23 protein-coding genes, 1 tRNA gene and 1 pseudogene are annotated in these 25,061 nt (G+C 62.6%); 9 read left to right on the top strand and 16 right to left on the bottom strand.

Annotation, left to right across the window (positions count from 1 at the left end; all coding sequences use genetic code 11):
- Window positions 1–190: 190 nt before the first annotated feature.
- The gene (locus tag ATY78_RS16135; RefSeq protein WP_088683320.1) at window positions 191–514 is read right to left on the bottom strand and encodes an RcnB family protein; all 324 of its coding nucleotides are present in this window, start codon (window positions 512–514) and stop codon (window positions 191–193) included.
- Between the two features lie 345 nt (window positions 515–859).
- Here ATY78_RS16135 and ATY78_RS16125 point away from each other — a divergent pair, with 345 nt between their 5' ends.
- On the top strand, window positions 860–2,191 hold the full coding sequence (locus tag ATY78_RS16125) for a hemolysin family protein (protein WP_088683318.1): 1,332 nt from the start codon (window positions 860–862) through the stop codon (window positions 2,189–2,191).
- Here the strand turns inward: ATY78_RS16125 and chrA are convergent.
- Together chrA and ATY78_RS16115 are read right to left on the bottom strand one after the other, a co-directional pair.
- On the bottom strand, window positions 2,188–3,609 hold the full coding sequence (gene chrA / locus ATY78_RS16120; protein ID WP_088683317.1) for a chromate efflux transporter: 1,422 nt from the start codon (window positions 3,607–3,609) through the stop codon (window positions 2,188–2,190). The two genes, ATY78_RS16125 and chrA, sit on opposite strands and share 4 nt — an antisense overlap.
- A gap of 1 nt (window position 3,610) precedes the next feature.
- Window positions 3,611–4,426, bottom strand: a complete 816-nt coding sequence (locus tag ATY78_RS16115) for a sulfurtransferase/chromate resistance protein (RefSeq protein ID WP_088683316.1) — start codon at window positions 4,424–4,426, stop codon at window positions 3,611–3,613.
- A 463-nt stretch (window positions 4,427–4,889) separates the two neighbouring features.
- Between ATY78_RS16115 and ATY78_RS16110 the strand changes: the two genes are divergently transcribed.
- Entirely contained in the window at window positions 4,890–5,204 is a 315-nt protein-coding gene (locus ATY78_RS16110) for a hypothetical protein (protein ID WP_088683315.1), read from the top strand.
- 415 nt (window positions 5,205–5,619) lie between these two features.
- On the opposite strand, the gene ATY78_RS16105 is transcribed toward ATY78_RS16110, so the two are convergent.
- The 10 genes and pseudogenes from ATY78_RS16105 to ATY78_RS16060 all read right to left on the bottom strand — a co-directional run bounded on the left by ATY78_RS16105 (window position 5,620) and on the right by ATY78_RS16060 (window position 14,594).
- Complete coding sequence (locus ATY78_RS16105; protein WP_088683314.1) at window positions 5,620–5,904, bottom strand: hypothetical protein; 285 nt, start codon at window positions 5,902–5,904, stop codon at window positions 5,620–5,622.
- 164 nt (window positions 5,905–6,068) lie between these two features.
- Window positions 6,069–6,371, bottom strand: a complete 303-nt coding sequence (locus tag ATY78_RS16100; protein ID WP_088683313.1) for a hypothetical protein — start codon at window positions 6,369–6,371, stop codon at window positions 6,069–6,071.
- Window positions 6,372–6,603: 232 nt separating this feature from the next.
- Window positions 6,604–6,909: a hypothetical protein gene (locus ATY78_RS16095; RefSeq protein ID WP_088683312.1), complete on the bottom strand. Its 306-nt coding sequence runs from the start codon at window positions 6,907–6,909 to the stop codon at window positions 6,604–6,606.
- A gap of 141 nt (window positions 6,910–7,050) precedes the next feature.
- Window positions 7,051–7,126: transfer RNA gene (locus tag ATY78_RS16090), tRNA-Lys, on the bottom strand.
- Between the two features lie 225 nt (window positions 7,127–7,351).
- Window positions 7,352–8,263, bottom strand: coding sequence for a PhzF family phenazine biosynthesis protein (locus ATY78_RS16085; protein WP_088683311.1), 912 nt, complete (start codon window positions 8,261–8,263; stop codon window positions 7,352–7,354).
- 291 nt (window positions 8,264–8,554) lie between these two features.
- Window positions 8,555–9,325 carry a DNA mismatch repair protein MutT gene (locus tag ATY78_RS16080; RefSeq protein WP_088683310.1) on the bottom strand — a complete coding sequence of 257 codons (771 nt, stop codon included), beginning with the start codon at window positions 9,323–9,325 and terminating at the stop codon, window positions 8,555–8,557.
- A gap of 8 nt (window positions 9,326–9,333) precedes the next feature.
- Complete coding sequence (locus ATY78_RS16075; protein WP_088683309.1) at window positions 9,334–10,443, bottom strand: endonuclease/exonuclease/phosphatase family protein; 1,110 nt, start codon at window positions 10,441–10,443, stop codon at window positions 9,334–9,336.
- Window positions 10,444–10,908: 465 nt separating this feature from the next.
- Window positions 10,909–11,928 (bottom strand): ABC transporter ATP-binding protein, encoded by a 1,020-nt coding sequence (locus tag ATY78_RS16070; protein WP_088683308.1) that lies wholly within the window; start codon window positions 11,926–11,928, stop codon window positions 10,909–10,911.
- A pseudogene (locus ATY78_RS16065) lies at window positions 11,916–13,609 on the bottom strand (iron ABC transporter permease). Before ATY78_RS16065 ends, ATY78_RS16070 begins: the two are co-directional and overlap by 13 nt.
- Window positions 13,610–13,616: 7 nt before the next feature.
- Complete coding sequence (locus ATY78_RS16060; protein ID WP_088683307.1) at window positions 13,617–14,594, bottom strand: ABC transporter substrate-binding protein; 978 nt, start codon at window positions 14,592–14,594, stop codon at window positions 13,617–13,619.
- A 148-nt stretch (window positions 14,595–14,742) separates the two neighbouring features.
- Here ATY78_RS16060 and ATY78_RS16055 point away from each other — a divergent pair, with 148 nt between their 5' ends.
- Window positions 14,743–15,801, top strand: a complete 1,059-nt coding sequence (locus ATY78_RS16055; protein WP_088683306.1) for an aldo/keto reductase — start codon at window positions 14,743–14,745, stop codon at window positions 15,799–15,801.
- Window positions 15,802–16,342: 541 nt separating this feature from the next.
- Here ATY78_RS16055 and ATY78_RS16050 read toward each other — a convergent pair.
- Window positions 16,343–17,563, bottom strand: coding sequence for a PLP-dependent aminotransferase family protein (locus ATY78_RS16050; RefSeq protein WP_088683305.1), 1,221 nt, complete (start codon window positions 17,561–17,563; stop codon window positions 16,343–16,345).
- Between the two features lie 296 nt (window positions 17,564–17,859).
- On the opposite strand from ATY78_RS16050, the gene ATY78_RS16045 reads away from it, so the two are divergent.
- From ATY78_RS16045 to ATY78_RS16025, 4 genes are all read left to right on the top strand, one after another.
- Window positions 17,860–18,960, top strand: a complete 1,101-nt coding sequence (locus ATY78_RS16045; RefSeq protein ID WP_088683326.1) for a branched-chain amino acid aminotransferase — start codon at window positions 17,860–17,862, stop codon at window positions 18,958–18,960.
- 260 nt (window positions 18,961–19,220) lie between these two features.
- Window positions 19,221–19,472: a transcriptional regulator gene (locus ATY78_RS16035; protein ID WP_088683304.1), complete on the top strand. Its 252-nt coding sequence runs from the start codon at window positions 19,221–19,223 to the stop codon at window positions 19,470–19,472.
- Window positions 19,456–19,791, top strand: coding sequence for a type II toxin-antitoxin system RelE/ParE family toxin (locus ATY78_RS16030; protein ID WP_088683303.1), 336 nt, complete (start codon window positions 19,456–19,458; stop codon window positions 19,789–19,791). Before ATY78_RS16035 ends, ATY78_RS16030 begins: the two co-directional genes overlap by 17 nt.
- The gene (locus tag ATY78_RS16025; protein ID WP_088683302.1) at window positions 19,781–20,368 is read left to right on the top strand and encodes a class I SAM-dependent methyltransferase; all 588 of its coding nucleotides are present in this window, start codon (window positions 19,781–19,783) and stop codon (window positions 20,366–20,368) included. The genes ATY78_RS16030 and ATY78_RS16025 overlap by 11 nt, the downstream gene beginning before the upstream one ends.
- 23 nt (window positions 20,369–20,391) lie before the next feature.
- Here the strand turns inward: ATY78_RS16025 and ATY78_RS16020 are convergent, their stop codons facing one another.
- Window positions 20,392–21,888: a WG repeat-containing protein gene (locus ATY78_RS16020; protein ID WP_088683301.1), complete on the bottom strand. Its 1,497-nt coding sequence runs from the start codon at window positions 21,886–21,888 to the stop codon at window positions 20,392–20,394.
- 229 nt (window positions 21,889–22,117) lie between these two features.
- Here ATY78_RS16020 and ATY78_RS16015 point away from each other — a divergent pair, with 229 nt between their 5' ends.
- Window positions 22,118–22,795 (top strand): winged helix-turn-helix domain-containing protein, encoded by a 678-nt coding sequence (locus ATY78_RS16015; protein ID WP_088683300.1) that lies wholly within the window; start codon window positions 22,118–22,120, stop codon window positions 22,793–22,795.
- A complete protein-coding gene (locus ATY78_RS16010; RefSeq protein WP_088683299.1) occupies window positions 22,782–24,179 on the top strand; it encodes a HAMP domain-containing sensor histidine kinase in 1,398 nt (465 codons plus the stop codon). The genes ATY78_RS16015 and ATY78_RS16010 overlap by 14 nt, the downstream gene beginning before the upstream one ends.
- Here the strand turns inward: ATY78_RS16010 and ATY78_RS16005 are convergent.
- Window positions 24,103–24,948, bottom strand: a complete 846-nt coding sequence (locus tag ATY78_RS16005) for a glycosyltransferase family 25 protein (RefSeq protein WP_088683298.1) — start codon at window positions 24,946–24,948, stop codon at window positions 24,103–24,105. The genes ATY78_RS16010 and ATY78_RS16005 overlap by 77 nt on opposite strands.
- Window positions 24,949–25,061 lie beyond the last annotated feature (113 nt).

Here is a 25,061-nt window from a genome sequence, read left to right as displayed (position 1 = left end):
CACGGTGTTGCCTCTCTTTCGTGTCCGGGATTGTCGCCAAACATCCGAATACGAGTAGAATCAACACCGTGCGCCTTGTCCACCAAATTTAAACCGGACACCAGTGGCACAAGGCCGAGGATGACGTTGAGTAAGAGCGAAGCTCATCAACGAACGAAGGGCGGCCTCCGCCGCCCTCACCCACTCCCAATCAGCGCCCGGCAATGATGCTGGAGATCACCCCGCTGGCGACACCGATCAGCAGGAAGTCGTTGTCGGCGCGGACCCAGTGATAGCCGCGCGGCGGAGGCGCCAGGCGGTAGCGGCGGTAATCATTGACGTCATGAAACCGGCGGCGCTCATTGGCATTGACGCGATAACCCTTCTTCCAATGCGACCGGATGACCGTTTTCTTGACGATCACCTTCCTCTCGACGACAGGCGGCCGGCGAAAATCATCCGCGCTGGCCTGGGAGGCGACGATCGGCGAAAGAAGGAAGGAGGCGGAAAGAAGAGCTGCAAAGATCTTTTTCATGTTGGGGTTCCTTGTGTGGGGCACGGGATAAAACTAGGCCCGAAAACATGAACCGAAACTGAAATTTAAATTAAACTTTCGTAATGGAATCCAAGGCATGCGAAGCCAAGTTTATATTTTAGATTAAACTTATAAATCAGCCCAAAGAGCGCTTTGCGAAGCACGCGCTCGGCGTTGCTTTTCCATTCTACCGCGCTCGCCTCACCCTTGGAGATGGCCAACGGGCTCCATCTTTCCTCCCTCATTCCTGTGCTCGTCACAGGAGGAAAGAATACCGGCTGCGCCTTGCCAGCATTGTACCAGCGTGTAGTTTCGGACTCGCGTCAATTCAGAGGTAAGGAAAACATGTCCGAATCCGCGGGTGGGCTCCTCGACTATGTCGGGATATTCGCCGTGTTTTTTCTCGTGGCCGCCAATGGCTTTTTCGTCGCCGCCGAATTTGCGATGGTGTCCGTCAGGCGCAGCCGTGTCGCCGAGCTCGTCGCGGCGGGCAGGATGAATGCCAAGGCCCTTCAGCGCGCCGTCGACAATCTCGACGCCAATCTCGCGGCAACCCAGCTCGGCATCACCATCTCCTCGCTGGCGCTCGGCTGGGTCGGCGAGCCGGCGCTTGCCCATCTGATCGAGCCCCTGCTCTCCTGGCTGCCCGGGCAATGGGCGACGACGGGCGCCCATACCGTCGCCATCGTCATTGCCTTCGTCATCATCACCGCGCTGCATATCGTGCTCGGCGAACTCGCGCCGAAAAGCCTGGCGCTCCAGCGCAGCGAAGCCACCTCGCTTGCAGTGGTGCGCCCGCTCGGGCTCTTCCTGGTGCTGTTCAAGCCGGCGATCTTCACGCTGAACGGCATGGGCAATCTCGTGCTGCGCGCCGTCGGCCTTCGCGCCGGCACCGGGGAATCTTCCTTCCATTCGCCGCAGGAGCTGAAGCTGCTCGTCGCCGAGAGCCAGGAGGCCGGCCTGTTGAACCCGGTGCAGCAGCAGCTCGTCGAGCGGGTGTTCAACATCGGCGACCGGCCGATCTCCGACATCATGACGCCGCGCCTCGATATCGAATGGTTCGATGCCGACGACAGCGAGGCCGAGATCCTGAAGACGATCCGCGAATGCGGCCATGAACAGCTGCTGGTCGCCCGCGGCTCGATCGACGAGCCGATCGGCATGGTGTTGAAGAAGGATCTTCTCGACCAGGTGCTCGACGGCGGCAAAGTGCGGCCGATGGATGTGATCAGGCAGCCGCTGGTGCTGCACGAGGGCACCAAGGTCGTGCGGGTGATCGACAGCTTCAAGGCCTCACCCGTGCGCCTCGCCATCGTCATCGACGAATATGGCAGCCTCGAAGGCATCGTCACCCAAACCGACCTGCTGGAAGCCATCGCCGGCGATCTGCCGGGGGCCGACGAGGAACCCGACATCATCGTCCGCGAGGACGGCTCGCTGCTGATCGACGCGATGATGCCCGCCTTCGACGCCTTCGAACGGCTGGGCCTCAAGGACCGCCCGGATGCCGACTTCCACACGCTTGCGGGCTTTGCCCTGCACCAGCTCCAGCACATCCCCGAAACCGGCGAAACCTTCCTCTTCGAAGACTGGCGCTTCGAAGTGATCGACATGGACGGCATGCGCATCGACAAGATCCTGGCGACGCGCGTCCCGGCGAACGGCATGGAAGGTTAGCTCACCGCCAGCGTCCAGAGCATGCCGGCGATCGCGCAGGCGAAGAGCGTCGTGATGACGGAGGTCTTCAAGCGGAAGATCGCGATGGCGGCGGCGGCCGAGAGCGCGATGGCCGCCGGCACGGCCGATTGCAGCACGGGAACATCGAGCCGCAGGCTGCCGAGGCTGACGGTGGCGACTTCGGCAAACAGCGTGTGCAGGCCGAACCAGATGGCAAGGTTGAGGATGACGCCTACCACCGCCGCCGTGATCGCCGACATCGCACCGGCGAGCGCCACATTGCCACGCAGCTTTTCGATGAAGGGCGCACCGAGGAAGATCCAGAGGAAACAGGGCACGAACGTCACCCAGGTCGTCAGGATCGCGGCGAGCGTGGCCGCCAGCATCGGATCGAGCGAGCCGGGATTGCGGAAGGCGCCCATGAAGCCGACGAACTGGAGCACCATGATCAGCGGCCCTGGCGTCGTCTCGGCCATGCCGAGGCCATCGAGCATCTCGCCGGGTTTCAGCCAGCCGAAATGCTGCACGGCCTCCTGCGCGACATAGGCGAGCGCGGCATAGGCCCCGCCGAAGGTGACGACCGCCATCTTGCTGAAGAACAGGCCGATCTGGCTGAAGACGTCGCCCGGCCCGAAGAACGCGTAAAGTACGGCGACAGGCACGAGCCAGAGGGCAAGCAGCGCCGCCGAGATGCGCAGCGACCAGGCGAGATTGGGACGCGCATGATCGGGTATGCCCTCGCCGAGCGCCGAGTCGGCATCCGACAGCACCGCGCCGCTTGCGGCCTTGTGGCCGCCGCCGGGGCTGAAGGCTTCGAGCCCGAAGCGGCCACCGAAGAAACCCCCGATGGCGGCAGCCAGCACGATCAGCGGGAACGGCACATGAAAGAAGAAGATGGCGACGAAGGCCGCGGCCGCAATCGCCAGCATGACGCGGTTCCGGAGCGCCCGGCCGCCGATGCGGATGACGGCCTGCACGACGACGGCAAGCACGGCCGCCTTCAGCCCGAAGAACAGGCCGGCAACGATGCCGACACTGCCGTAAGCGGCGTAGATATAGCTGAGGGCGAGGATCGACAGGAAGCCCGGCAGCACGAAGAGCACGCCGGCGACGAGGCCGCCCAACGTGCGATGCATCAGCCAGCCGATATAGACGGCGAGCTGCTGCGCCTCCGGGCCGGGAAGCAGCATGCAATAATTCAGCGCATGCAGGAAACGGTGTTCGCCGATCCACCGCTTCTCATCGACGATGATCCGGTGCATGACGGCGATCTGGCCGGCCGGGCCGCCGAAGCTCAAGGCGGCGACGCGCAGCCACACCCGGAAAGCCTCCCCGAACGAGACGCCGTGATGATGCCCCTCGCCCGCATCCTTCTTCCCCGCCTGGCCCGCGGGCGCATTCTCCGTCATCTCGACCATCTCACGCCCTCTTTTTCGGCGCGGGCCAGTTGTGGGTTTCTTCAGTCGCATCGCGGCACCAGCGGAAGAAGGCATCGTAGAGAAGCATGCCGGCCTCGAGCTGCTCCAGATCGTCGGAATACATTCTCGAAAGACCGAGCGAGGCGGCAAGCAGGCCGGATGCCTCGGGCGCGAGATCGAGCCGTGCGGTATCCGCCGCCCTGACGATCTTCGCGAGGTGCAGGAGCGGTTCGGACGCCAGCCCGAACTCCTCGACCATCACGTCGAAGGTGCAAAGCTCGCCGCGATGGCTCCAGAACACGTCCTCGATATCGAAGGGCACGGCCCCGAAGCGCTCGCCGACGGCGATGACTTCGGGCGCCGGCACGAACAGGAAGACGGCGTTGGGATCGACGAAGCGCCGGATCAGCCAAGGGCAGGCGATGCGGTCGATCTTCGGCCGCGCCCGTGTCACCCAGACGGTGCGCCCCTGCGCATCGCGGCGCGGCAGCTTCGCCTCGGGCACGACAGGTCCGGCCGCGACCCAGGCTTCGAAGCCGCCTTCGAGGGTTTCGGCCTCGATCCCGGCATGCCTGAGATAGGCGGCGACGCCATGGCTGAGCTTGGCGCCCCTTTGGCAAACCACGACGACGGCATCGGCATCGATGCTATCGGCCCAGGAACCAACATCGGCATGGCCATGCCGGACCGAGCCCGGCACCAGGCGCGGGTCGAGCGCGAAATCCTCGTCGGTGCGGACGTCGATGATACAGGGCGCACCGGGGGTTCCGATGAGGCGATTGAGCTTGTCGGGAGATATTTCGAGAAATGACGGCATGACGCGTCCCTCCGTTGATCGGTTTTACCGGACGCGATTCTTCAGCGTGTCGCCTCGTGGGGTGATCGCGACCCCAGACCTAAAGCATTGGCAAAGAGACCCCGTCCTGTCAAGGACGACGCTTACGCTGCGGTTATGACTGTCTACATGACGGTTGTGCTGTGTGTGTGACAGCCCGGTGGTCTCTTCGGGTGTCATCCTCCGCGATGCCTTTCGCTTGCCGCTCAAGGCGTTCGTCGCTGATGCTCCTCGCCCCGGTCGATGCCGGCAGGCAGATGAGGGGGCTACACGGCAAAACTTTCATTGCCTGGCTTCGCTGAGCGTAAGCGAAGGGCAACAATGCACCGACGCCCAAGAAGCCCCTCCAGCCCCAAAAACCCCGCCAACACAAGCACTTCGGCCCCAGAATGGAACAAAATGCCCACTCGGCCATTTCTCTCTCACCGAAAGAGGAGAAAGTACCATGACGTACGACCCCAATAATGCCAACGATCCGAACCGCCCGCTGAACCCGAATCTGGACTTGCGCACGACGCCAACAGCGCGCAACAGCAATACGTGGGTTGTTTGGGTTGCTGCATTGGCCGTGATCGCTGTCGCTGCATTCGCCTATTCGCAGTGGAGCAGCACACCTCCGGGCACTTCGCCGGATACGACGGCCTCCACGACCCAGTCCGAGCCGGCGCCGGCCACGCCGATGGCTCCGACCGATAACAGCGCAACGCCTGCTCCGGCACCCGCACCGGCCACTCCGCCGGCTGCCCCTGCCCAGCAGTAACCGCTGCCCGGTCTTGCGCGCTACAGCAATTCCAGCAAAAGTGTGCAGCGGTTTTGCGTCCGGAATTGCGTGAAAACCAAGATCTAGAGCAGTTCCGTGATTCGAAGAAAAGCGGAATTGCTCTAGATCCTCCTTGGCGTATCCGCCAGGACACGCCAAGGAGGATCTATGCATGAGCAGCGCATGGCCCTGATCTCGAGGCGACCCGGATCCCACGCGACTGGGACCAGCGTCTTTTCTGCGTCCGGCCCTTGAATAACCGCAATCGCCACTTATTTAGAGATTATAAAATTTGTCTCTGACGGCTGACCACGGATGTACTGGCAGCCGTCATCGAGACAGATTGAGGAAGGTCGGTGCGAGTTTCGCCCGGCCTTTTTTCTTGTCCTCGTCAACGACGCCGAACGCGCCCGGGCTACCAGCCGCTTTTGCGCTTCTTGCTGTCGAACCCCTTATAGGGATCGTAATTATAGGTGCGCGAACCGCCTCCGTAGACGGTTTCGGTGTAGCTGCCGCCGAGGTTCTGCCGGGTCTGCGAATAGGGATCGCCGTTGCGGTTCGTGTTGTAGCTGCCGCCGGAATTCCGCTCCATCGTGTAGGTATCGCGGCCCTCCGTCCAGCACGGACCGGAGATGAGCTCGCAGCCGGCAAAAGCCTGGCCTGATATCAGCATCGCCACCACAAAAACGAATCTACGCATGATAGTCTCCCAAAGTGAAGGTTGAAGGCTTCAACCCTTGCCATAAAGCTCTGATTTCATTCGTTCCCTCCCTGCCCTTCCCGCCTCGCCGCCCTGCGCCGGGCAAGCCGATCCCGTTCGCGCCTTTTCAGGCTCGTTGACATGGCGATGCTTGGCTTCAGAGGCTAGTTGGGAATTCTGTTATAGAAGGACTGAGGGTCGTAGACGCACTCGTGGTCGAGGATGCAGATCTTGCCGTCTGCATCTCTCACCCTTGCCGTGTCGTACTTGTCCCCCAGATTGCATCTCGCCGGCGGATAGCGGAAGCTGCGGCCGCCGAAGCCCATGCGCACGAACACCCGCTTCTCCTGCTGGATGACGCGCCTGAGCTCCGCGCAGCTGTGGTCCCTGGCATTGACCTCCACGGTCTCGGCGGCAAGGACCGCCGACGGCAGCAGCAACGCAAGAACCATAACGACGCATTTCATACACAACTCCTGATATGAGAGACCGATGTCAGGCATCGCGGCTACGGCCGGCGCGGGAACGACCCGATAGCCGCCTCGCTCACGATTTCCCTAATCCTCCGGTACATTTAGCTCGTCCGTCCCTCGTCAAATCTGTTCTTATTTTGTTCCAAATCACCGAGGAGTCAAGACGCCAAAATAGAAATTTTCAACCGCAGGATTCAAAGCGGCATCAGCTTCAACGCGCAGTGCATCAGGGGAAATTATAGAGCGACGCCGGGTCGTAGACACAGGCGTAATCGAGAACGCACTGCTTTCCCTCCGCATCGCGAAAACTGCCCGTACTGCGCTTGTCGCCCGGGCCGCATTGCGCAGGGGGATAACGAAAGCTGCGCCCGCCGAAGCCGACGCGAACGAAGACCTTCTTATTCTGACGGATGATCTGCGCAATCTCGCCGCAGCTATGGGCGTTCGCTTTGACTTCCGTCACCCCGGCGGCAAAAGCCGGCAGCGGCAGCGGCAGCAGCGACAAGGCGACGGCAACGATGACGCTTTTCATGGAACTCCCCGTTTAAGATAGGGAGATAGAGCGCGCAGCGCGATGTGACCAGTGTCAATCACATCGCCCGTTTCCGGAGCAATTTCCAACAGGCCGGAAAATCCGGCCTGAACCAAAATATATCAATGATTTCAGGAAAAATGGTGGGTGATGTAGGGCTCGAACCTACGACCCGCTGATTAAGAGTCAGCTGCTCTACCAACTGAGCTAATCACCCGTTCGCGCTTGGCTGCGCGGTGTGACGGGGCGTATAAACAGGATCGGCAGGCTTGTCCAGCGCATCGGCGAAAATTCTTTGGTTAATCTCAAAGATTTTTGCGGATGGGTGAAATGCGGCGCATGAGCCCCAAAACCGGAACCGGTTTTCGGAAAGGATTATGCGCCGATTCAAAGTGATAGAGCGTGCTTGGCCTGACGGATGCGCTAAGCACGTTCCATCAAATCAAAGGTCGAGCGTGCCGCTTGCCAGCCGCACCGCCTGGCCGCCGATCCGGGCGTTGGAGATCACCCCGCCGTCGACATCGATATGCAGGTGGATGAAGGACGGCCGGTCCATCTCGACGCCCTGCTCGATCATGATCGGGTGGTGCCCGTCCGTCAGCCGGTCGAAATGGTGGATGGCGCCGGAGAGTGCGGCCGCGGCCGCGCCGGTCGCCGGGTCCTCGACAATGCCCATGCCGCTTGCGAACATGCGCGCATGGAACTTCGCCACGTGGTTGACGCCGCCGCGGCAATAGACATAGGCCGAGGCGAGCGCGCCGTCGACGAAGGGCACGATCTTTTCCCAGAGCTGCGGATCGAAATCGACCCGCTGCGCGGCGCCGACATCATGCACCGGAATGAGCAGGAAGGGCACGCCGGCGGTCCAGACCGAGGGCACGTGATTTTCGAAGCCGATCTCCGTCACCTTCAGCGACAGCGCGTCGGCCATGCCGAGCTTGTCGAGCGGCATGACGGCCTGCTGCGATTTGCGCGGCAGATCGAATTCGGCAAAGCTAGCCTCGCCTTCCCTGAGCCGCACGGCGCAGCGCACCGGCCCGACATTTTCCTCGATGACGGTGACGAGATCGCGGTTGACGTCGCCATGCGTGCGTTCGGCGAGCGCAATCGCCGTGCCGACCGTCGGATGGCCGGCAAACGGCAATTCGCGCCCCGGCGTGAAAATCCTGATCCTGGCCGCATAGGCGGGATTGCTCGAAGGCTGCACGAAAACCGTCTCCGAGAGATTGATCTCCCGGGTAATCGCCTGCATCGCCTCGTCGCTGAGATCGTCTCCGTCGAAGATCACCGCCAGCGGATTGCCGGCAAGCTTTCGATCGGTGAACACGTCATAGACGCTGTAGCTTCGCGCCACATCGGCCTCCTTGAATCGATCATCGCGCCGTCAACCTGCCCGACCGAGCGGCCGAGTGCAAGGCGCTAAGTCCAGTAACAACAACGCATGTCCGGCGGGAGGCGCCGGCGGTCTTGAATTTGCGCGTGATGCTTAATGAAAATCGATTTTTTGTTTTTCGGGGGCGCTCGAAGAGCGTGTCAGCGGAAGGGGGAGAGAGCGCGCCGTGGGCCCCCCCCTCTGTCCTGCCGGACAGAGGGGGGTGCCGCACGGCATGCCGGTGCTAACCCACCCGCCTCCGATGGCCGCACCCTACATGCCCTTATTCCCGAAATACCAATCAATCACCGGCAGCATCGCCCGGTTATACGGATAGGCCGCATGATCGGCCGAGCGGATCGCCACGGCACCGGCGATTTCCTTGTCTTCGGCGACCAGCATGTGGGCCTCGATCCGTTTCACCATCTCGTCGGCCGTCAGGTCGAAGCGGAAGAGGCGCATCAGCGTCACCGTGCGGTGGGCGTGGCTGGCATAGAGCCCCTGCCCCGCCGCGGCATCGGAAAGATCGAGGCCGGTCTCCTCGTGGACCTCGCGGCGCATGTTGGCCTCGACATCGCAGCGCCCGTCGACGATGTCCTCCGCCTCCAGCGAGCCGGCGGCGAAATAGACCTGGCCGGCATTGGCCGTGTGCGCGCCCATGCGGATCGCCACCAGCGCGCCGTCGGCGCTTTCGAGCACGGGATAGGCGAAGATGTGGATGCCGCCCTGGCGCTGCGGCTGGCGGCGCCAGTACATGAAGGCGGAAAACGGCGTGACGTAACCCTCGCCGGAAATCCCCTCCCGGCCGAGCGACAGCCGCTGCTGAAACACCAGCCGCCCGTCGAACAATGCCGGATTGGCGGCCGTCTCCTTCGCCCAGTTCTCGCGGATGTCAGTCTCCTCGGCGGCAACGAAAGGATGCGTGCCGGGCAGGACGCGGAGATCGACGCCCGCGATCGGGAAGACGGTGCTCTCGGGCGGCCAGCCGGCGAAATCGTCGGAAAAATCGGTATCCGGAATATTCAAGCTCAAATTGGTTTTCATGGTCGCTTTCAGGGGAGATCCAGTGTCATGACGACGGGGCAATGGTCGGAGGCCTTCGGCCGGTCCCAACCGGTGCGGGGATAACGCTCCACCTCCTGCCCCGGCGGGAAGATGGTGCGATAGGGCTGGCCGCTGCGGATGATTTCAGGCAGGCGGCCGGCATTATGGGCGGCGAGTGCCGGCGAAAGCCAGAGATAGTCGAGCTGGCAGAGCCACTGCTCCTGCGGCCCGCGGGAGTGATAGAGCGTCCAGCGGTCGAGGGCCTCGCGCCGGCGCACGACGTTTTCGGCGAAGCCGTCGCGGCTGAAAACGTCAAGCGCGCTTTCGGCCTCTTGCTGATGTTCGAAGCGATAGCCGGCGCCGCGCCGGCCGATGACGTCGACGCGCTCCTGGTAGTCATTCATGTCGCCGCAGATGGCGAAACTCTTCGAGGCTGTGTGGCCGGCCCCGAAGCGATCCTCGATGATGCGGCGCACGGCGCGCGCCTCGGCCCGGCGGATCGGCATGGTCGACTGGCGCCCGTCGAGCCCGTCGCGCGGATTGCCCATCGATTTGAAATGCACGACATAGAGCGAAAGCGGCCGGCCGCCGATCAGAAGATCGAGCTCCAGGCAATCGCGCTTGAAGATCTTGTCGTCGATGCGGCTGGTGAGCGCCAGTTCCTCGTCGAAGAGATCGAAGTCGCGATAGGTCGTCATCGCGTGGCTTCTGATATCCCGAAGCTCGATCTTCTGGCCGTCGCGCGTTTCCTCGCGCATCAGGACGGCGACATCGATGCCGCGGCTGTCATTGCCTTCCACCAGGAATTTCTGCCGGTAGCCGTTTCCGACCATGCGGAAGAGATAGCCGTATTCGAAGGCATGCAGGGCGGCCATATTGTCGATTTCCTGCAGGCAGAGAATATCGGCATCCGCATCTGCAATCGCCAGCGCCGTCATCTGCCTGGTGTCGTCGGTCGCCGCGATCACGCGCGCCTGCTCGAGCTGCTGATAGACACCCTCGTTGTTCACCTCGAAAAGCTTGATCACGCGGTCCTGGCGCAACTGGTTGCGGAAGCCGGTGAAATCGAAACGGGTCAGCAGGTTTTCGACGTTGAAGGTGGCGAGACGAAGCGACATGGAATGAGTCCGGTTGCGGGCAGTACCTTAACCGGCAATCGCCGCAGGGAAAGACCGCAAGCCGAGAAATATGCTACAAGTGCCGTCTGCGCCTAGATATGGCTGGGCGGGCTTGAGGTGGCGTTATCGTGAGGTTGGCTGTGACCGCCATCAGGACTGCTCGACGAGCTCCTGTTGCTTGAACCGCGGTATAAATCATTTGGGCTAAAGGTCTGGGTTCGTTCGCCCCGCTCCAAGGACGGGCATCCCTGGAGAACGCTCGCGGCACCCAAAAGAACCGCCGAAAGCACGAAAACGGATCGAATACGCTTTACTGAAATTGGCATATGAATATGTCCCTCAATGATGGATTAACGCACGAAGAATTATTCAACTTTATGGTGATTCGAAAGAAGATACGGCCAATTTTCAACCTGTATTGCCGAGCTTCAATTGCGATCATTGCAGACGCCGACTCTCGACCCATCAAAGCCGCCAGCCGGCGCGGATGACGACGCGCACCGTCTCGCCGGCCTCGACCGCGACGCGGCTGTAGGCGCGCAGCGTCTGGCCGTTGCCGAGCGTGAGTTTGACGGCGTAGCGCTCGCCCTCGAAAAGCACGGATTCGACGGTCGCGCGGGCGCCCTCGCCGCCGATGGTCACATCCTCCGGCCGCACGAGGATATCGGCGCCATCGGTATTGGCCGCCTGCAGCGCATCCTGCAGCTCGTCCCACTCCAGATGGCGTTCGCCGCCCATGACAGGCAGCGTGACGATCGCGCCGCGCCCGATCAGCCCGCCGACGATGCGGCCTTCCGGCCGGGCATAGATTTCGGCCGGCGGCGCCACCTGCAGCAGGCGCCCTTCGGACATGACGGCGACGTCGGTCGCGAGCGCCATCGCTTCGCTCTGGTCGTGGGTGACGTAGATCATCGTGGCACCCGAGCGCTGGTGGAACTCACGAAAAGTCTCCTCCATCTCCTGCTTCAGGTGCCGGTCGAGATTGGCGAGCGGCTCGTCGAGCAGCACGACGTCGGGCGATGTCACCAGGCAGCGGGCGAGCGCCACGCGCTGGCGCTGGCCACCGGAGAGATCGGCCGGCCGCCGGCCGGCATAGTCGGCGAGCCGGACGGTGGAGAGCGCCTCGCCGACCTTCGCCCGGTAGGCATCGCCCGAAATGCCGCGCACCTTGAGGGGATAGCCGACATTGTCCGCCACGCTCATATGCGGCCAGAGCGCATAGGACTGGAAGACCATCGCCATATTGCGCTTCTCCGGCGGCAGCGACTGCGCGGCATCGGCGAGCAGTCGTTCGCCGAGATGGATCGAGCCGTCGGAGGGCGTCTCGAAACCGGCGATCATGCGCAGAACCGTCGTCTTGCCGCAGCCGGAAGGCCCGAGCAGCGCCAGGAACCCGCCCTCGCGCACGTCGAGCGAGAAGTCACTGACGGCGGCGCGCCCGGTGCCGAAATCCTTGGCCACACGATTGAGGATCAGCTTCGCCATGGGACGACCCCTTTCGGCAGGCGTTTAGCCAGAAGCTCCAGAAGCAGCATCATGACGACGACCATGAGGACGACGAGGACGGAAAGCGCCGAGGCAAGGTCGGAGCTGCCGCTGTCATCGAGATTGTAGATCGCGACGCCGAGCGTCTGGGTGCCGGCCGACCAGAGCAGCGCCGAGATCGTCAGCTCGTTGCAGGCGATCAGGAAGACGAGGATCACGGAGGCGCCGGCGGCGGGTGCGATCAGCGGCACGACGATATCGAAAAGCCGGCGGAAGAAGCCGGCGCCGGAAAGCCGCGCGGCCTCCTCCAGCGCAGGATCGAGCTGGTGGAAGGCGCTGACGACGGGCTTCAGGCTGACGGCGAAGAAGGAGGAGAAATAGGCGATCAGGATGATCCAGATCGTGCCGTAGAGCGAGACATGCAGGAAGGGGATCGGTGCTGCGAAGACCAGGATGAAGGAGACCGCCATGACGATGCCGGGCAGCGAATAGGGTATCTCGATCAGGCTGGAAACGATGCGGGAGACGGCATCTCTCCGTCGCGTCAGCGCATAGGCGGCAAGCACCGTCACCACGAGGAGACCGAGTGCGGTGGCGCTCGCGAGCGACAGTGAATTGATAAAGGCCGTGCGCGTCACCGCCTGCCGGAACAGGATCTCCTGGAAGGCATGCAGCGACATGGTCTTGAAAGTCAGCGGCACGCCATAGGCCGGCACCAGCGCGCCGGCGACGAGCGCAAAGAAGGGTGCGGCGAGCATGAAGAACAGGATGCCCCAGAGGAGCGGCGTGAAGGCGAAGCGCCAGGCGCCGAGCTCGAAGACGGCGCTCGCCCCCGACAGGCCGATGACGCGGTAGTCGCGGCCTCTGAGCGACCGGTCCTGGATCATCAAGCCTGCGACCGAGATCATGGCGATAATGCCTGAAAGCACGGCGACATCGCCGAAGGTGCGGCTGGTGAAGGCTGAGAATTTGGTAAAGATCAAGGTCGGCAGCGTGTAGATCGAGGCGGGAATGCCGAGAATGGCAGGGATGCCGAATTGCCGGTGCAGGAGACGAAGGAGATCGCCGCTCCGGCGATGATGCCGGGCAGCGACAGCGGCAGGATGATATCCCGGAACACGCGCAGGCTGGAGGCGCCGGAAAGCCGCGCCGCTTCGACGCCGTCGCGCGGCAGCGTCATCAGCCCGGCCCGCAGCGCGAGATAGACGAGCGGCGCATGCTGCACGCCATAGAGCAGCGCGATGCCAGCAACCGAATAAAGCGGCTGCGGCGAGCCCAGCGGCGGCGCGATATGCAGCGCCTTTAGCAGCGGGCTCGACGGCCCCGACATCTGCACCCAGGCAAGAGCCGTCACCTGCGGCGGGATCATCATCGGCAGCACGAAGAAGAAGCTGAGCGGGCCTTTTCCCGGAAGATCGGTCAGCGTCAGCAGGAAGGCGAAGAGGCAGCCGATGGCAAGCGAGATGATCGTGCCCAAAACCGCGGTGACGATGGTGTAATAGGTGGCCTGCCAGAGCGACGGCTCGCTCAGCACATCGATGACGCCGCCGCTGGCGAAAGCCGCGATCCCGACCATGGCGAGGCGGGCGAGCGGCAGCACGCTGAGGATAAGAACCACGATGACGATAAAGGGAAACAGCCAGGCGGGCTGGCTGTTTCCCGGTCTCACATATCCTTGCATGAAAGGATCAGTTCGAGCCGTAAATGCCCGAGAAGGTCTTCAGATCCTGGTCGGTATTCTTCAAAGCTTCGGCCGCCTTGATCGGCAGTACCTTGATGGTGTCGCGCGCCGGGAAACCTTCCGGCAGCTTCATGCCGTTGCGGGCCGGGATATAGCCGAGCTTGAGGAAGCCTTCCTGGCCCTTTTCCGAGAGCACATAATCGACGAACTTCTTGGCGGCCTCGGCATTCTTGCTGCTGGCGAGAATGCCGACCGGCTCGGTGACGGCCGACACGCCTTCACTCGGGAAGACGAATTCGACGGGGGCACCCTTGGCCTTCTCGCGGATCGGTAGGTAATCGACGACCATGCCGTAGGCCTTCTCGCCCGAAGCGACCGACTTCAGCACGGCGCCATTGCCGCCGGCCGCGATCGCGCCATTTTCGGCGAGCGCCTTGTAGAAATCCCAGCCGAGGCCGGGAACGGCGGCGAGCGTCTGGGCGTGGATGAGCGCGGCACCCGAAGCGAGCGGGCTCGGCATGGTGACGAGGCCCTTGGCCTCCGGCTTGGTCAGATCCTTCCAGCTCGTCGGCTTCATCGCCGCCGAGGTGTTATACATGATGCCGGTCGTGATCAGCTTGGTCGAGTAATAATAGCCGTCGGCATCATAGAGGCTGGCATCGTATTGCGCAGCTTCCGGCGACTTGTAGGCGAGCAGCTTGCCGTCTTCCTTCAAGCGCTCCAGAGTCACCATGTCGGCGATCAGGAGAACATCGGCGACCGGATTGCCGGCCTGGATCTCGGCCTGCAGCTTGGCAATGATCTTCGGCGTGCCGTCGCGCACCCAGTCGACCTTGATATCGGGATTGGCGGCCATGAAGCCATCGACCGTCGCCTGCGCGTCTTCGTTCGGCTGGCTGGTATAGAGAACGAGGTTTGCGGCCGAAGCCGGAACGGCAAGGAGGCTCGCGGCGAGAAGCGCTGCGGCGGAAACGATCGTTTTCATGAGTGTGACCCTCGGGAATTGCGTCACCCCTCCCTTATTAGGGGTCGTTGACAGGCATGTGACAGGTGGCAGCGGCGGGGTCTTCAGGCTCTTGCCATTCCCCCGCTATGCATTACGTCAATCGCATTTCAATCAAGGAGGAGTTTCAATGGAATATCGTCTGCTCGGCCGCTCCGGCCTGAAGGTTTCGACTTTGACCATGGGCACGATGACCTTCGGCGGCGTCGGCTGGGCGAAGATGGTCGGCGATCTCGGCGTCTCCGAGGCGAAGAAGATGATCGACATCTGCATCGATGCCGGCATCAACCTGATCGACACCGCCAACGTCTATTCCTCAGGCGAATGCGAAAACATCATCGGCGAGGCGCTCGGCGGCAAGCGGCCGCAGGGCGTGCTGCTCGCCACCAAGGCCCGCTTCGGCATGGGCGACGGCCCGAACGACCGCGGCCTTTCGCGCTATCACCTGATCCGCGAATGCGAGGCGAGCCTGAAGCGCCTGAGGACCGATGTCATCGACCTCTACCAGGTGCATGAATGGGACGGCCAGACGCCGCTCGAAGAGACGATGGAAGCGCTCGACACGCTGATCCGGCAGGGCAAGGTGCGCTATGTCGGCTGCTCGAACTATTCCGGCTGGCACATCATGAAGGCGCTTGGGCTTGCCAACGAGCACCGCTACCAGCGCTTCGTCAGCCAGCAGATCCACTATACGCTGGAAGCCCGCGAGGCCGAATACGAACTGCTGCCGATCTCGATCGACCAGGGCCTCGGCGTGCTGGTCTGGAGCCCGCTCGCCGGCGGCCTGCTTTCCGGCAAGCACCGCCGCAACCAGGCAGCACCCGAAGGCACGCGCCAGTTCGCCGGCTGGACCGAGCCGCCGATCCGCGACGAAAACCGCCTCTGGAACATCGTCGAGACGCTGGTGGCGATCGGGCAAGAACGCGGCGTTTCGGCGGCTCGAGTTGCGCTTGCCTGGCTGATCGGCCGCAAGGCAGTCACCTCGGTCATCATCGGCGGGCGCACCGAAGCCCAGTTCCGCGACAACATCGCCGCCGCAGACCTGAAGCTCACGGAAGACGAACGCAACCGCCTCGACGCCGTCAGCCTGCCGCCGGTGATCTATCCCTACTGGCACCAGCTGAACACGGCGAGCGACAGGCTCGGCGAAGCCGACCTCGAGCTTTTCGGCCCGCATGTCCAGCAATAGCGCCGGCCCGCAAGCCGGCCATTGCACGGCGGAAGACAGGCGTCACAAAAGAGCCGGCGGCTTCTGCGCAACACCGACGGCGCCGTCGCCGACCGCGTCGGCTACGGCAAGAGCGAGACAGCGAACGAGGGCTGGACGACGATTCTTTGAAGGGCGTTCCGGCTGTGCACGTCACAGGAATGAAGAATGAGAGGGCGTGCCGTGCGGCCCCCTCATCTGCCTGCCGGCATCTTCTCCCCGCTGGGGAGAAGGGACCTGCGGCGACGTCTCGATTCCCTCTTCTCCCCAGCGGGGGTCCGAAGGACGGGTTGAGACCCGTGGCTCAACCCCGGTCGGTGGCCCGTAGGGTCGGATGAGGGGGCTGCACGGCACGCCGGTCATTGTTGCCCTTCGCTTACGCTCAGCGCATTCGCAGCTTTGCTGCTCACCCCCTCATCTGCCTGCCGGCATCTTCTCCCCGCAGGGGAGAAGCGGAATCGTGGCAACGTCCCCTTTCCCAAAAACGTCTGCAGAAGATCGGCCGAAGGGTATACGCCCTCACCTACCCACCAATCTCCTCAGCAATCAACCCCCCCAACCGACCAATCCCATCCTCGATCATCTGCTCATTCGCGCAGGAGAAGCTGACGCGGAAGGTGTTGGCGCCGGAGCCGTCGGCGAAGAAGGCTTTGCCGGGGACGAAGGCGACCTTGGCGGTTTCGAGGGATTTTGCCAAAAGCTTGGCGCCGTCCATTCCTTCCGGCAAGGTGATCCAGATGAACATGCCGCCTTCCGGCTTCGTCCAGCTCGTGCCCTCAGGCATGTACTTTTCCAGCGCCGCCAGCATGCAGTCGCGGCGGTGGCTGTACACAGCCTTGATCTTGGCGACCTGCTTGTCGAAGCCGCGCACGGCGACATCCGATATCGCCATCTGGTTGATCGTCGAGGAATGCAGGTCGGCCGCCTGCTTCATCAGCACCAGCTTGCGGATGACGGGCGCGTTGGCGACGATGAAGCCGACGCGAAGGCCGGGGGCCAGCGTCTTGGAGAAGCTGCCGCAATAGATCGTGCGCGTATCGTTGATATGGCCCTTCTCGGCGATTTCGAGCGCCAGGATCGGCGGGATCGGCTCGCCGTCGTAACGCAGCGACTGATAGGCCGCATCCTCGATGATGGCAATATCGAGCTCTTCGGCGAGCGCCAGCACCCGCTTGCGGCCGGCGAGATCGACGGTTTCGCCCGTGGGATTGGAGAAATCGGTGGAGAGATAGGCGAACTTCACCTTGCCGCCGGCAGCGGCCGCGGCGGCGCGATAGGATTCCGGCGTCCGGTTGCCGCCAGGCGTCAGCTGGTCATAGGCCGGCTCATAGGCATTGAAAGCCTGCAGCGCGCCGAGATAGGTCGGCCAGGTCACGAGCGCCGTATCACCTGGCGACAGGAAGAGCTTGCCGAGATAATCGAGCCCCTGCTGCGAGCCGGAGACGATGAAGACGTTTTCAAGATCGCAGGGAATGCCGAGGGCCGCCATCTGCCCGGCCAGCCATTCGCGCAGCGGCTTGTAACCTTCGCTCACCGAATATTGCAGCGCCGAATTGACGGCGGCGCCCGAGAAGATATCGGCATAGGCCTGCTTGAATTCCTGATCCGGAAACAGCGCCGGGTCCGGAATGCCGCCGGCAAAGGAGATGATGTCGGGCCGGTCGAGCAGCTTCAGCAGCTCGCGGATTTCCGAAGCGCGCATGCGCGACGAGCGCGTCGCAAACATTGCGTCCCAGTTCAGCATGGATGTTTCCTCGTATTTTCTAATATCCGCAGCTGATCACGCGGGGGAATTTATGTCAACAATGCTGACCTATTTTCCTGTCACTGCGACAAAGTTTGGAGACCCGGCATTCGAAAGCGCGGGCCAATTGGGCAGACGTTGGAGGTTTCACGCAAATGCCCTGCCCGTTGCCTCGCCGCTTCGAGCGATTATTCCTCTCATCAAAAAGCCGAAACCGGCCGATTCAGACCTTTCCAAAACCGGCCCGGGGGAAGTAGTGTGCCGCCCATTATTCAATGGACTATCAAGGTGCCAGCATGACCGCGACGTCGACCTCTCCTGAAATCACAATCGAATTCCACAAGTCTCCCGTCCCCGACGCCGATCGCATCAAGGCACTGGAAACACCCGGCTTCGGCAAGATCTTCACCGATCATATGGTGCTGGCGCGCTGGACGGCCGACAAGGGCTGGCACGATGCGAAGGTGACGCCGCGCCGCCCGCTGGAACTCGATCCGGCAAGCGCCGTGCTGCACTACGCCCAGGAAATCTTCGAAGGCATGAAGGCCTACAAGGCCGACGACGGCCGCATCCTGCTCTTCCGGCCGGAAGAAAACGCCCGCCGCTTCGCTCAGTCGGCTGCCCGCATGGCGATGCCTGAAGTACCGGAAGAGCTTTTCCTGAAGGCCGTCGAAGAGCTGGTCCGGGTCGATAAGAACTGGATACCGTCCGGCGACGCCAGCCTTTACCTCCGCCCCTTCATGTTCGCCAACGAGGCGTTTCTCGGGGTTCGTCCGGCTCAGGAATATATCTTCTGCATCATCGCCTCTCCGGTCGGCGCCTACTTCAAGGGCGGCGCGAAGGCCGTCTCCCTTTGGGTCGAGACCGAATATACCCGTGCGGCCAGCGGCGGCACCGGCGCTGCGAAATGCGGCGGAAACTACGCGGCCAGCCTCGTGGCGCAAGCGGAAGCCGCGAAGAAGGGCTGCGATCAGGTCGTCTTCCTGGATGCCGCGGAGCATCGCTGGGTCGAAGAACTCGGCGGCATGAACGTCTTCTTCGTGATGAACGATGGATCGGTCGTGACCCCGCCCCTCGGCGGCACGATCCTGCCGGGCATCACCCGCGCCTCCGTCATCGTGCTCGCAGAAGAACGGGGCCTGCGCGTGGAGCAGCGTCCCTACTCCTTCACGGAATGGCAGGAGGATGCCGCCAGCGGCAGGCTCGTCGAAGCCTTCGCTTGCGGCACTGCCGCGGTGCTGGCCGGCATCGGCCTGGTTCGGCATGCCGGCGGCGAGTTTCTGGTCGGAGACGGACAGACCGGCAAGCTGACCAGCGACCTGCGCCAGCAGCTCGTCGGCCTGCAGAAGGGCGTGACGAACGATGAGCACGGCTGGACGCGCCTCATCACGGCCTGAACTCCAGACCACGCAAATGGCGGCGCTGACACCGGCATGGTGGGCGCCGCTCCCGGCCTCGCCTGCAAGCCGTCGGGCTGATGCTGGTTCCCGAAAGCGCCACAATGCCGATATCCTGACATGCGATGCCCATTTCAAGGGCCTGGAGCGCGTCGTCTACATCGGCAAAAAAGACTGACCCGCATGTGACCCAAGTGCTCGACGGCGGGCCGCAACGCCTCTATCACAAGATGGGGCATGTGCGGATGGTGCTAAATTCAATGGCGAAAATGACGATCTCGCTACCGGATGATCTGGCGGATTACGTCGCGCGCCGTGTCGCAAGCGGCAGATACGACAGTGCCGACGCATTCCTGGCCGAGCTGATCGTCAAGGACCAGGACCATCGAAAACTCGACGACGAAGAACTGCGCGACATTCTGAGAGAAGCCGAGGAGAGCGGCGTCAGCGACCGGCGCATTCCCGATATCCTGTTGGAAACGAAGGCAAAGCTGCGTGATACCTACCTATAGGCTGACCCAAACGGCGGACGCCGTGCTGTCAGGCATCGACGAATATGCCAATCTGCATTTCGGCGAGGCGCAGGCCGACGCCTATCTTCTCGACTGGGACAGGATCTTCGTGCTTCTCTCGCGCGCGCCTTCGATGGGAGACCGATGCGACGAACTCGGCGCCGGCCTTCGCCGCCTCCTTCACATGCGCCATGTCGCCTTCTACCGCGAAATACCGGACGGCATTCTCGTCCTCGACATTATCGGCGCCGACCGGCTTCCCGATAGACATCTTCAATCCGCCCGACGATCAGGATCGCAGAAGCCGCATGCCCAATGAGACCACCTCCGCCTTCTACAGGGAAAACGCCGAGATTTACGCCAACCGGGCCCGCGACCTGCCGAAAGACGAGCTCGACGCCTTCCTGGCAAGGCTTCCGCCAGGCGCCGCAATCCTCGAACTCGGCTGCGGCGGCGGGCAGGACAGCGCCTATATGCTCTCGCAAGGCTTCGACGTGACGCCGACCGACGGCTCGGCCGAACTCGCAAGGCAGGCCGAGGCACGGATCGGCAGGCCCGTGAAGGTCATGCTGTTCCAGGATCTCGACGCCGAAAACGCCTATGACGGCGCCTGGGCGCATGCCAGCCTCCTCCATGTCCCCCGGCCCGAACTGCCCGACGTCTTCGCCCGCATCCGCCGCGCCCTGAGACCGGGCGGCCTCCTCCACGCGAGCTTCAAGGCCGGAGACGCCGAAGGCCATGACGGCCTCGGGCGCTACTACAACTACCCCTCCGCCGACTGGCTGTCGGACCTGCTGACGAAAGGCGGCTGGCGCGATATCGCCATCGGTGAACGCGACGGTGGCGGCTATGACGGCAAGCCGACCCGTTGGCTGACGGTCAGCGCGAGACGGTGAAGAACAGAAGCGGCAAAATGATCTTATTCGCAGGGGCTGCGATCGCCGCAGTTAACAAAGAACGGCTTGATATCTTGCTTTCCCCCCATCAATCGTGGCGGCTGATGTCTGGGATCCAAACCATGCTTCAGGAAGGCCTGCATCCACAGCAAGCTGCTCCTGAAAGGATCGGAATCGAATGCCTCCGGATAGTAATGTGGGGAATCCACGGCGTAGTAAGTCGTGCGGCAATCGGGCTTGCTGCGAACTTTTCCGTCCGGTCCGACCGGGCACCAGAGCCGTCGGTCTGAATCAGGAACCCACGCAACCCCCTTGTGAAAACACGAGATTGCTTCGTATTTCGGCTCGATGAGAATGTGTCCATCCGGTCCTTCCAGACCCCATAGGCTGTCTCTGGACACGATCGAAACACCATTATCGCATTGGGTGTTTTTCAGCGGTTTAGGAGCTTCGCTCGTCCGGCCCGCACGGGCCAGTTTCTCCTTCAGAACATCGACGGGGACTTCTCCGAGACTTCCGTCGCGACTGATGCCGAACCACTGCCCATCGAGAAGCACTTTAAAGGGATTTTGTTCAAGGTCGCGCTCGACCTTATCGAAGAACCTGCCTCCCAGAAGGCCGCCTCTGATGTCCATGAAGCCCTCCCGCCCGTTGAGCCGCACGACCGAATAGCCCTTAGCCCAGAAGCTCAACCCGTCATATCGAAGAGGAATGACGACTTTTCCCTCGGCGTCGACAGCCCCGCTGAGCAGACGCGACCTCTGGCGCTCCCCGACATTGACGGATACCACGGCCCGGCCGTCCTGCAGGCCCTGGACGGCATCGAATGCCGGCTGCACCAGCCATTTGCCGTCTATCCCCATCACGCCGAAGAGAGGTTTCTCAGCGCTCATATCGCGAGCCCAGAGAGATTTTCCGAAGGGCTTGAATTCATAGCTGTCGGCAGTCAGCCAACCTTTGCCCAGCCGATATAAGCCCCATGTGCCGCGTGACATAGGCAAACCATACAAGCCGAACGCCGTCCCGAGGGTCGCGAATTCGGTGTCCATAGACGAACTGTAGATCCCGCTTTGCACCAGGATAATGTCATCGTTCAGCGGAATTGAGCGCTTGAATTGCGGCTGCAGCACGATATCGCCGTTTCTCGCGATGACACCCGTCTTCTGGCCCACGAGTATTTCTGCAAACCCCTCATGAAAGGGACCGGCCACATCGAAGCGCGGTTCGATGACGACCTTGCCGGTCTTATCGATATAGCCGAAAAGGCCGTCGATGCGCACGGCTGCGAGCCCTTCGGAGAACATCGTGACCCGTTCGTAGCGCTTCGGGATCAACTCATGTTCGTCCTGGCGATGGGCGTAACCGCATAGATCGTAAATTCCGCCGCAACGCGGAACGAACGTATAGTCATCGGGCAAGTCGTCCAACGCACGAGCGGGCGAATGCAACAACACCGGGAGCATGAGCAAAACAAGCAGCCGGGCGCCCGACCGTATTATGCTTTCCGAGCACCACTTCATTCTGCCTCCGGCGAAATCGGGATCGTTCCGGCAGGATGACACCGGACAAGTTATGATTGCAGCAAGATATCCGCTCAAATTGGACGTTTAGATGACGGCAATTCGCCCGCTCAATCGTGCGCCGGCCGGCCTCGCGGTGACGCGGCCCAACCTTACCAATCCGTATGTTGTGGCAGGGGCATGCCCTCGGCTAGGTTTTACCCTCACACATGCGGGAACGATCGGGCTGATGAAAATCCTGCTTATCGAGGACGACGCCAAGACGTCGGACTATGTCTCCAAGGGTTTTTCCGAGGCAGGCCATGTCTGCGACGTGTTCGCCGATGGCCGCGACAGCCTGTTTCAGGCGCAGCGGGAAGCCTATGACGTCATCGTCGTCGATCGCATGCTTCCCGGCCTCGATGGCCTTGCCATCGTCCGCTCGCTTCGCGCCGCCAGGATCGGCACGCCGGCGCTGTTTCTGACGTCGATCGGCGGGGTGGACGACCGCGTCGAGGGGCTGGAAGCGGGCGGGGACGATTATCTCACCAAACCCTTCGCCTTCTCCGAGCTTCTGGCCCGCGTCAATGCGCTCGGCCGCCGGCCGCCGGTGCAGGAGCAGAAGACCGTGCTGAAGGTTGCCGATCTCGAGCTCGATCTCATCCGCCGCGAGGCCCGCCGCGCCGGGCAGATCATCGAGCTGCAGCCGCGCGAATTTACCCTGCTCGAGGTGCTGATGCGCGGCGAAGGCAGGGTCATCACCAAGACCATGCTGCTGGAGCGGGTCTGGGACTTTCACTTCGATCCGAAGACCAGCGTGGTGGAGACCCATGTCAGCCGGCTGCGGGCGAAGATCGACAAGCCGTTCGAGACACCGCTTCTCCACACGGTTCGCAACACCGGATACAGCCTGCATGCGCCTCGCTAAGCTGCGCAGGAGCACGCCGTTCCGGCTTGCCGTCACCTTCGGCGTGCTCTTTGTCGTCACCTTCATCTTCAGCGGCGCGATCATGTATCACATGCTGCGCGTCGGGCTGGAGCGCGACCTGGAACAATCGCTCCACGAGATGAATTCGCTGATCGCCTCCGCCTACCAGCCGCACGACACCGAGGATCTCATCGATACGCTGAACAATTATGCGAGCTTCCAGTCGACCTCCGATGGGCTTTACTCGCTGATGGATGCGGGCGGGCGCAAGCTTGCCGGCAATTTCGCAGCACCCCGCATCCCGAACGGCGTCTATACCGTCACCTCGCGCGACGTCGGGCTGAAAGGGCATGAACGCTACCGCATGCAGGTCTCGACGATCGGGCCCTATACGCTCGTCGTCGCCGAAAACTTCAACGACGTCGACGAGATGCTGCGCATCGTCCTGGTGAGCTTCGAATGGGCCGCCGCAATCGCTGTCGCGACCGCCATCGGCGGCGGCGTCTTCCTGGCGTTTCGCGCCCAGGCGAGGCTCGACAGGGTTGCCAACACCATGAACGACGTCGCCCACGGCGCGCTCCAGGCCCGCATTCCGATCACCGGAAACGGCGACGATCTCGATACGGTGGCGATCCAGATCAACGCCGCCCTGGAACGGCTGCAGACATTGGTCGAGAGCATGCGGCAGGTCAGCACGGATATCGCCCACGATCTGAAGACGCCGCTCAACAGGCTGCGCCTGACGCTCGATGCCGCAGCAGAGCGAAACGACCGGCAGCTCGACATTTCCGCTCTTCTCGACGAAGCCAGAAGCGAGAGCGACCGGATCAACGCCACTTTCGCAGCCCTTCTGCGCATTTCCCAGATCGAGGCCGGCGCCCGCAAGGAGCGTTTCCAGGCGACCGACATCGACGATGTGCTCGCGGTCATCTCCGAGGTCTATGCCGACGTCGCCGAAGATGCCGGCCAGTCTCTGGCGATCGCGGAGCGCTGCTCCGCGCTGGTCTGGGGCGACCGCGATCTGCTGACGCAGATGATCGCCAATCTGGTGGAGAACGCCATCAATCACTGCCCCGCCGGAACGGTCATCACGCTCTCCCTTCAGCGACGGGACAATCGCGCCATCCTGTCGGTCGCCGACAGCGGCCCGGGCATCCCCGCCGAGGAGCGCGACAAGGTTTTCCGGCGCCTCTATCGCCTCGACAAGAGCCGGACGACGACGGGAAGCGGTCTTGGCCTCAGCCTGGTCAAAGCGGTTGCCGACCTGCACGCGGCGGAGATCGCCATGGGCGATAACCGTCCGGGCCTCACCGTTTCGATAGGCTTCCCGCTGCTGCAGGCGCATCTTTCCAGCCTCTCATCCTCCACCCCGCCAGTCGGCTGAAGCGGGCCGCGAACCGGCGCACTTCAGCCGCCGCGCGATACGGCAGGACGCTCCACGGCCGGCGGCGGCCAAGGCGGTAGGTCGAGAGCCCTGCCTGTATCTGTGAATGCGCATCCGCCCGCTGGCTCACCGGAACCGGATCGACGAAACAGGCCTGCAGCCCCTCGTCGAATTCGAGATCGAGCGCGAGATCGTAGGGCAGCCGCATGGGAACGAGCGCATCGGCAATCCAGCCGGCGGCCTTGCGATTGATGAGATAAGCGCCCGATCCTTTCTCGCGGGTGAGCGCGATCGCCAGCGAGCGCGATGCGGTGAGCGGCTCCACCCGATGCTTGCGCCCTGAGTTCACGGTGGAAAGACGCAATACATCCCAGGAACCGCTGTGCTCGACGGCCGCGGCAAGCACCTCGGCGAAGTCGTCGTCGAAATCGAGATCGTCTTCGAGAATGAGAGCGAATTCGCCCTCGCTGGCGAGGAACCTCCTCGCGCACTCGACATGGCTGAGATAGCAGCCGATCTCGAAAGGATTCGGTCTGCGCCCATGCCTGCGCAGATAGGATTGCCCGTCGAAATCACGGCGCGGCAGGGCAATGCCGGCGCCATCGACGGCCGCCACCCGCTCGAAGGCGATACCGCTCTCCGCAAGCAGGCGCTCCATGCGAAACCTGCGGAGCTCTGCCCGGTCGAGATTGATGAGGTAGGTGTTGATCCGCAGGCTGATGGGATGGACTGCCGAAACGATGGCGGCGGCTGTGGCGCGCATGTTCATGAGAGCTGGCCTCGACTTGGTGGCTACGACGGCACCAAACCTGCGCCCGAAAACTCACGGGGACTTCGCCCGAACTATACAATTTCGTAAAGCGCGCCGTCTCCTGCCACGAA

Origin of the sequence: Rhizobium sp. R635 (genome assembly GCF_002211285.1) — a bacterium.
Classification (GTDB): domain Bacteria; phylum Pseudomonadota; class Alphaproteobacteria; order Rhizobiales; family Rhizobiaceae; genus Rhizobium.
This window is presented reverse-complemented; position numbering and strand designations above follow the sequence as displayed.